Raw genomic sequence first — 7906 nt, 5'->3', positions numbered from 1 at the left:
CCACACCAGCGACAGGGCGCCCACGCTGAAGAGCGTGTCGGCCGGAACGCGCATCCACACCAGCATGTCCACAATCGGCTGCTGCATGAACTCCGCCGAGCGCGCGAACCAGTAACCGTGCTCCAGCGCCGCGTTGAGCTGCAGGATGCCCAGCGGCAACAGTGTCAGCAGCGACATGCCGCCCAGGCCGATGTTGAGCGACCAGAACGCCGTCTTCAGCAGYTTTTCGTTCCACACCACGTCCGGCTTCAGGCCGCGCAGGCAGAACAGCATCAGGCCGATGCCGAGCATGCCGTACACGCCGAACAGCGCCGTGTGGCCATGGTTGGGTGTCAGGTTCAGGCCCTGCATGTAGTACAGCGGCAGCGGCGGATTGATCAGGAAGCCGAACAGGCCCGCACCCACCAGGTTCCAGAACGCCACCGCGATGAAGAACATGATCGGCCAGCGGTAACGCTGCATCCACGGCGTGGCCTTGCCCATCTTCCAGCTGTGGTACGCCTCGAAGCCCACGTAGGCCAGCGGTACCACTTCCAGCGCCGAGAAGCTCGCACCGATGGCGATCACCGMSGTCGGCGTGCCGGTGAAGTASAGGTGGTGCAGCGTGCCCAGCACGCCACCGGCCATGAACACGATGGTGGCGAACAGCACCGCGACCGTGGCGCTCTTCGTCTGCAGCAGGCCCAGGCGGGTGAACAGGAAGGCGATCACCGCCACCGCGAACACCTCGAAGAAGCCTTCCACCCACAGGTGCACCACCCACCAGCGCCAGTACTCGACCATCGACAGGTGCGTGTGTTCGCCCCACATCAGGCCGGCCGCGTAGAACAGGCCGATCGCCACCGTGGACAGGAACAGCAGGCTGACGATGCTGCGCGACTCACCGCCGTTGCGGATGGCCGGCCACAGCGCACGGCCCACCAGCACCAGCCACAACGTCAGGCCGATGAAGAGGAACCACTGCCAGAAGCGGCCCAGGTCGACGTATTCCCAGCCCTGGTGGCCGAACCAGAAGTTGTGCTCAAGCCCCAGCTTCTGCATCACCGCGAACCACTGCCCGGTGAATGCGCCGACCACGATGATGATCAGGCAGGTCCAGAGGAAGTTGACCCCCAGGCGTTGGAACTTCGGTTCGTGGCCGGAGATCGCCGGGCCGATGTACAGGCCCATGCCCAGCCACGCGGTCGCAATCCACAGCACCGCGAGCTGCGTATGCCAGGTGCGCGTCAGCGAGTACGGCAGGATGTCGGCCAGCGCGAAGCCGTAGGCCTCCTGGCCTTCCACTTGGTAATGCGCGGTGATCGCGCCCAGCAGGATCTGCACCACGAACAGGGCGATGACCACCCAGAAGTACTTCGCGGTCGCGCGCATCGAAGGCGTGACCTTGATCTTCGCGAGCGGATCGCTCTTCGGCAGCACCGGCGCCATCTCGTCGCCGTGGTTGACCGCGTAGTGCCAGCCCAGCAGGCCAATGCCGGCGATCAGGAACAGCACGCTGAAGACCGTCCACAGGAAGGCGCTCGGCGGCGGCGTGTTGCCGACCAGCTCGTCCGCCGGCCAGTTCGCCGTGTAGCTGATCTCCGCACCGGGACGCTCGGTCACCGACGACCACGCCRCCCACCAGTAGAACGCGGTCAGCTGGCGGCGGTGTTCGGCGTCGGGCACGGTGTCGTTGCGCATGGCATAGGCCTCGCGCAGGTCGCCGGTGGTCGGATCGGCGGAGAACAGGCTCTGATAGTGCGCACCGACCACGCCGATCGCATCCGCGCGATCGTTCGACAGCGTGATCGTGCCGGTCGCGGCGTCGTAGGTGTTGGGCCGCATCAGCGCCTGCACGCGCGTGGCGTAGGCGGCTTGGGTGGGCGCGTCGAGCTGTTTGTAGCCTTCGACGCCGGCTTCGCGCTTGGCCCATCCATCCAGGATGGCCTCGGCTTCGCGGTGCAGCCAGTCCGCGCCCCAGTCGGGCGCCACATAGCCGCCGTGGCCCCAGATGGAGCCCAACTGCTGGCCACCGATGGACTGCCAGACCTGGCGGCCGGTCTCGATGTCCTGGCGGGTGAAGATCACCCGGCCGTCCTCCGCCATGACCCGTTCGGGTACCGGCGGCGCCTGGCGATGCACTTCGCTGCCGACCCAGAGCAGGACGGCGAACGACGCAATGAGCAGGGCCGCCAACCCCACCCACAACTTGCGTGTCGAATTCATGATGCGGCTCTCCTCGGGAAACGGCCGCATCATCGGCGCGCCGGCCCGGGGGCTCCATGACGCAGGTCAAGCGGGGGAGGAATTGGTGGTACTGCCACCTGTGGGAGCGACGTGAGTCGCGATCGCCTTTAACTCCGGACGGACAAGCTCGCGACTCACGTCGCTCCCACACCGGGATCCCACCATCCGATCAATCCCGCAGCACGGCCAGCGCGAGGGCTTCCAGGCGGGGCAGGTCGAGGATCTCGACGTCGCGCTGCTTGATGTGCAGCAGGCCGTCCTGTTCGAAGCGGCGCAGCACGCGGCTGACCGTTTCGGGCGCCTGGCGCAGGTAGTTGGCGATGTCGGTGCGCGCCATCGTCAGCTGGAACCGGCGCGGCGAAAAACCGCGTGCGGCCAACCGGCGGGAGAGGCCGATCAGGAATGCGGCCATGCGTTCGTCGGCGGTGTTGTCGCGCGCGAACAGCGAGGCCACGCCGATGTCGCGGCTCATCAGCCTGAACAGGTGCGCCTGCAGGTTGGGCAGGCGCGCGGCCAGCATCGCGATCTTCGGGAACGAGAATCGGCACAGCATCACCGTGTCCAGCGCGATCGCGTTGCACGGGTAGCGGTCGCCGTGGATGGCGTTGAGGCCGATCACTTCGCCCGGCAGGTGGAAGCCGAGCACCTGCTCGTGCCCGTTGCGGTCGATCTGGTAGGTCTTCACCGTGCCGGCGCGCACCGCGGCGATCGCGCCGAACGGGTCGCCTTCGCGGAACACGTGTTCGCCGGCGCGCAGCGGGCCGACGTGTTCGACCAGCACGTGCAGGTCCATCAGTGCGCGCTTGTCCATGCCCTCGGACAGGCAGGCCTGCGAGAACGCGCAGGTGGAGCAGAAGGTCAGCGAATCGCCGTCGTCGGCGACGATGCTCGCATCGGTGCGTGGGAAGACCAGCGGCGAGGTCATGCGGACACTCCCGGGAAGGTCAGACCGTGCGCGAGAAGCGAGGCGTCGAGGCTGCGGCGGTGGGCAGGTAGCGGTCGAAGCACATGGCGATGATACGCAACAGCATGCGCCCGCGCGAGGTCGCGCGCAGGCCGTCGCGGTCCAGTTCCACCAGGCCGTCGTCCTGCAGCGGGCGCAGGCGTTGCAGCGCATCGGCGAAATAGGTCGCGAAGTCGATCACGTGCCGGCGGCCGAGGTCGCGGTAGTCCAGCGTGCCGTGGCACATCAGCTGCTGGATGACATCGGCGCGGATCACGTCGTCTTCGTCCAGCCGCATGCCGCGCCACACCGGCAGGTGGCCCTGGTCGATGGCCTGCTCCCAACTGCCGAGATCGCGCGGGTTCTGGCTGAAGCTCGGGCCGATGTGGCTGATGGCGCTGACGCCCAGRCCCACCAGATCGCTCTCGGCATGCGTGGTGTAGCCCATGAAATTGCGGTGCAGCCCGCCGCGGCGTTGTGCTTCGGCCAGGCTGTCGCCGGGTAGCGCGAAATGGTCCATGCCGATGTAGACGTAGCCGGCCTCGCCGAGCTTGTCGATCGCGCATTGCAGCAGGCCGAGCTTCACCTCGGGCGACGGCAGCTCGTCGGCATTGATGCGCTGCTGCGGGCGGAACATCGACGGCAGGTGCGCGTAGCTGTAGATCGCCAGCCGGTCCGGCCGCGCCTGCAGGGTGATGTCGAGCGTGCGCGAGAAGCCGGCCAGGCTCTGCTTCGGCAACCCGTAGATCAGGTCGACGTTGACCGACTGCAGGCCGTGCGTGCGACAGGCATCGATGATCGCCAGCGTCTGCTCGACGCTCTGGATGCGATTGACCGCGCGCTGCACCTCGGGATCGAAATCCTGCACGCCCAGGCTGGCGCGGTTGAAGCCGGCCTTGGCGAGTTCACCCACGTCGTCGGGACTGATGAAGCGCGGATCGAGTTCGATCGAGCAATCCAGCCGCGACGGTGCGGCGAAGGAGAAATGCCGACGCAGCACATCCATCGCTTCGGCGATCTGCCATGGCGTCAGGAAATTGGGGGTGCCGCCGCCGAAGTGCACCTGCTCCACGTCGCGATCGCGGTCGAACAAGGCCGACACCATCGCCACTTCGCGGTACAGCCGCGTCAGGTAGGCGGCGCCGCGCGCGGTGTCGCGGGTGATGATGCGGTTGCAGCCGCAGTAGAAGCACGGGCTGGTGCAGAACGGGATGTGCAGGTACAGCGAGAGCGGACGCGGAATCGGGTCGCCATTGCTGATCGCCGCCATGCCGCGCAGGTCGGCTTCGTCGAAGCCGGGCGAGAACTGCGGGGCGGTGGGATACGAGGTGTAGCGCGGCCCCGGCGTGTCGTAACGCCGCAGCAGGTCGGGGTCGAAGAGGGAGGACAGGCTGGCCATGCGTGCAGGCTAGGCGCGCGTGGCGGGGTTGTCCTTGACATGGGTCAACCGCCTGCGGCGTGGCGTCGCAGCCTTCAGCGGCGTGAAGGCGCGTTCGTTCGCCACGATTGGCAAGCGCACAGGGCCGCACTAGGCTGGTGCCCGYCGTGAGGCCAGGGACGAGGAGGCAGGGTGATCGGGTACCACGACGCGGTGGCACGACTGACGGACGGCGCGGCCCTGCGCGGCACGCAGACGCTCGCGCCCGACGACGCGCTTGGCCGCGTGCTGGCCGCGGCGATCGTCAGCGACCTGGCGCTGCCGCCCTTCGACAATGCTGCAGTGGACGGCGTGGCGCTCGCGACCGGCGGCAGGCCGGTGCCGGATGCACGGGCGTGGGAGATCGGCGCGCGCATCGGCGCCGGCGAGCCTGCGCCGCAGGATGACGCGTTGGCGTGGGAGATCATGACCGGCGCCCCGTTGCCGGTGCGCGCCGATACGGTCGTTCCCGTGGAACGGATCGAGGCGTTGCCTGCGTCGGCCTCGGGCGCGTCGCGGATACGCGTGCTGGGCGACGTGGCGGCCGGCGCGAACATCCGTCGCCGCGGCGAAGACGTGATGCCGGGGCAGGCCGTGTTGCCGGCCGGGCACGTGCTGGATGCCGCCGCGCTGATGCTGATCGCTGGCCTGGGCATCGACCGGATCCCGGTGGCACGGCGTCCACGCGTGGCGGTGCTGGCGACGGGCCGCGAGATCGTCGCGGCGGGCGAACGGCTGCCACCGGGCGGCATCCACGATGCGACTTCGCCCTATCTCGCGCTTGCCATCGCCGCCGCCGGTGCCGACGTGCAGCGCATCGTCCGCGTGGGCGACGACGTGGCCGCGTTCCAGGCCGCGCTGGATGCCGCACTCGCCGAGGGCGTCGACCTGGTGCTCAGCACGGGCGCGGTGTCGAAGGGCTGCTACGACTTCGTGCCGTCCGCGCTCGGCGCGCGCGGTGCCGACATCCTGTTCCACGGCGTGGCGATCCGTCCGGGCAAGCCGGTGCTCGCCGCGCGCTTGCGCGAGGGGCTGCTGTTCGTCGGCCTGCCGGGCAACCCGCTGTCGACCGCGGTTGGGTTCCGCTTCCTTGTCGAACCGCTGGTGCGCACCTGGCTGGGTTTGCCGCCGGAAACGCCGCGCTGGTTGCCGCTCGCCGACGACTGCCGCTCGCGCACCTGGCTGCATGCGGCCTTGCACGGCACGCTGCAGTGCGACGGTGACGGTCGGCTGCGCGCGCACGTGGCGACTGCGCAGGCCTCGTTCCGCCTGCTGCCGTTCGCACAGGCAAGCGCATGGATCACGCTGCCGGCCGACGTCGGTGATGTGGTCGCAGGCACGCCGGTGCAGGTGCACGGGTTGAGCCATCTTCAGCCCCCCGCGTGGATGCCGGCGTGAGCCTGGCATCGCCCGCCTGGCGTGCGGTGCTGCTCGCGGGCGGCCGCTCCTCGCGCATGGGCACGGACAAGGCCTTGCTGCCCTGGGGCGACGGCACGTTGCTGACGCACATGCGCGCGTTGCTGGTCACCGCAGGCGCAAGCGAGGTGATCGTCAGCGGTGATCGCCCGGACATCGGCGGCGTGCCCGACGCAACGCGCGATACCGGACCGATGGGCGCGCTGGCGCAACTCGCCCCGCGCCTGCATGACGGCGCTTGGATCGTGGTCCCCGTGGACATGCCGCTGCTGTCCGCGGACCTGCTGCACGCCTTGCTCGCCGCCGGGGCCGCGTGCGCCTGCGTGGAAGGCCATGCCTTGCCGATGCGGCTGCGGATGGACGACCGCCTGCGCGCCGTGATGGAAGACATCGGCCAGCGTTCCGGCCGCGAGCGTTCGTTGCGCGCGCTGCAGCACGGCGTGGAGACGCAGCTACTGCCCGCGGCACGCTGGGCGCAGGCGCTGCGCAACTGCAACACGCCCGAAGACTGGCGCGCGCTGCCGTATCCGGCGCCCTGAGTTTCCTTGCCGATGACAGGCGCCGGGACGGTCATAGGAATGTGATAGCCTGCGGCCGCAGCATCGTCGCACCCAGTACCCAACCGCAAGGTAGGCATCATGGAGCAGAGCGAAGGATCAGCCGTTGCGAGCAAGAAGCAGGAGCGCACCGCGTTCCTGTTGCTGACGGCGGTCATCTTTCCGCTGGCGGCCGTGCTGATCGTTGCCGGCTACGGCTTTCTGGTGTGGATGTGGCAGCTGCTGTTCTCCGGGCCGCCGACCGGGCCGTGAGCGATGGGCGATATCCGCTCCCTTTCCCGTCGTGCCCTGCTGTTCGGCCACTTGCCCGCCGAATCGTTGCCCATCGCGTTCCGACCGCCCTGGGCGAAGTCCGAGCCTGAGTTCCTTGCCGCCTGCACGCACTGCGATGCCTGCGTGCGGGCGTGTCCCGAGCGGGTACTGGTCCGCGGTACCGACGGCCTGCCGCGCTTCGAGGCGCACGCAGGCGAATGCACGTTCTGCGGCGACTGCGTGGCGGCATGCGACAGCGGCGCGTTCGAGCCTGCGCGCGATCCGCCGTGGACACTCGTCGCCCAGGTCGCCACCTGCCTGTCGGCGCAGGGCGTGGTCTGCGCCAGTTGCCGCGACGTCTGCCCAACGTCCGCGATCCACGTGGCGCCAGGCGCGCGCGGCGCGGCCACCGTCGATCTCGAGTCATGCACGGGCTGYGGCGCCTGCGTCGCGCCGTGCCCGGTGGACGCCATCACCCTGCAGCACGCACCCGCCATGGAGGCCGTCGCTTGAACGCACCCGCACCCGACGTCCATATCGCCAGCTTCGTCATCCAGCATCGCGAGACCGCCGGCGACGCGTTGGCCGCGATGATCCGCGAACACGCCGACCTCGATCTGGCGCTCGCCGGCGGCACGCGCAGCGTGGTGATCTGCGAATCCGCCGACCGCCATGCCGTGATGGAGCGCGTCGACCAGCTGCAGGCGGTGCCCGGCGTGCTCAACGTGCTGCTGGTCTACCACCACGCCGAGCCGGCGCACGCCCTCGACGAACCCTTGCCTTCACTGTCCATCCAGTCCGTGACCGGAGAGGCCCATGAGCACACGTCGTGACTTCATCCGCCACAGCGCGCTGGCCACGGCCGCCGCCGCGGCCGGCCTGCCGCTGACCGGCACCGGCAGCAACGTCGTCACCGAGGGCGACCTGACCACGCTGAAGTGGGACAAGGCGCCGTGCCGCTACTGCGGCACCGGCTGCGGCGTGAACGTCGCGGTCAAGGATGGGCGCGTGGTGGCCACGCACGGCGACGTGCACGCCGAGGTCAACCGCGGCATCAACTGCGTGAAGGGCTACTTCCKCTCGAAGATCCTGTAC

9 protein-coding genes are annotated in these 7906 nt (G+C 69.1%); 6 read left to right on the top strand and 3 right to left on the bottom strand.

What is annotated here, in order from left to right:
* The 3 genes from AC04L7_RS08230 to hemN all read right to left on the bottom strand — a co-directional run.
* Positions 1 to 2205, bottom strand: a 2205-nt coding sequence (locus tag AC04L7_RS08230; RefSeq protein WP_475512802.1) for a nitric-oxide reductase large subunit, incomplete at its 3' end; no start/stop codon positions are given.
* Between the two features lie 190 nt (positions 2206 to 2395).
* A complete protein-coding gene (locus tag AC04L7_RS08225) occupies positions 2396 to 3151 on the bottom strand; it encodes a helix-turn-helix domain-containing protein (RefSeq protein WP_435996488.1) in 756 nt (251 codons plus the stop codon).
* 19 nt (positions 3152 to 3170) lie between these two features.
* On the bottom strand, positions 3171 to 4568 hold the full coding sequence (gene hemN / locus AC04L7_RS08220) for an oxygen-independent coproporphyrinogen III oxidase (RefSeq protein ID WP_435996490.1): 1398 nt from the start codon (positions 4566 to 4568) through the stop codon (positions 3171 to 3173).
* A 171-nt stretch (positions 4569 to 4739) separates the two neighbouring features.
* Here hemN and AC04L7_RS08215 point away from each other — a divergent pair, with 171 nt between their 5' ends.
* From AC04L7_RS08215 to AC04L7_RS08190, 6 genes are all read left to right on the top strand, one after another.
* Positions 4740 to 5984, top strand: a complete 1245-nt coding sequence (locus tag AC04L7_RS08215) for a molybdopterin molybdotransferase MoeA (RefSeq protein ID WP_435996492.1) — start codon at positions 4740 to 4742, stop codon at positions 5982 to 5984.
* Positions 5981 to 6541 (top strand): molybdenum cofactor guanylyltransferase, encoded by a 561-nt coding sequence (mobA, locus tag AC04L7_RS08210; RefSeq protein ID WP_435996494.1) that lies wholly within the window; start codon positions 5981 to 5983, stop codon positions 6539 to 6541. The genes AC04L7_RS08215 and mobA overlap by 4 nt, the downstream gene beginning before the upstream one ends.
* Before the next feature lie 99 nt (positions 6542 to 6640).
* A complete protein-coding gene (locus AC04L7_RS08205; protein ID WP_435996496.1) occupies positions 6641 to 6811 on the top strand; it encodes a periplasmic nitrate reductase, NapE protein in 171 nt (56 codons plus the stop codon).
* Positions 6812 to 6814: 3 nt separating this feature from the next.
* Complete coding sequence (gene napF / locus AC04L7_RS08200; protein WP_435996498.1) at positions 6815 to 7324, top strand: ferredoxin-type protein NapF; 510 nt, start codon at positions 6815 to 6817, stop codon at positions 7322 to 7324.
* Positions 7321 to 7644, top strand: a complete 324-nt coding sequence (locus AC04L7_RS08195; protein ID WP_435996500.1) for a chaperone NapD — start codon at positions 7321 to 7323, stop codon at positions 7642 to 7644. Before napF ends, AC04L7_RS08195 begins: the two co-directional genes overlap by 4 nt.
* Positions 7628 to 7906 (top strand): twin-arginine translocation signal domain-containing protein (locus tag AC04L7_RS08190; protein WP_475512801.1); only part of this gene is annotated, 279 nt, incomplete at its 3' end. The genes AC04L7_RS08195 and AC04L7_RS08190, both read left to right, overlap by 17 nt.

This window comes from Pseudoxanthomonas sp. LjRoot204_2, from assembly GCF_056175765.1.
The sequence above is the reverse complement of the archived record's forward strand: the minus strand, read 5'-3'. Positions and strand labels throughout refer to the sequence as shown.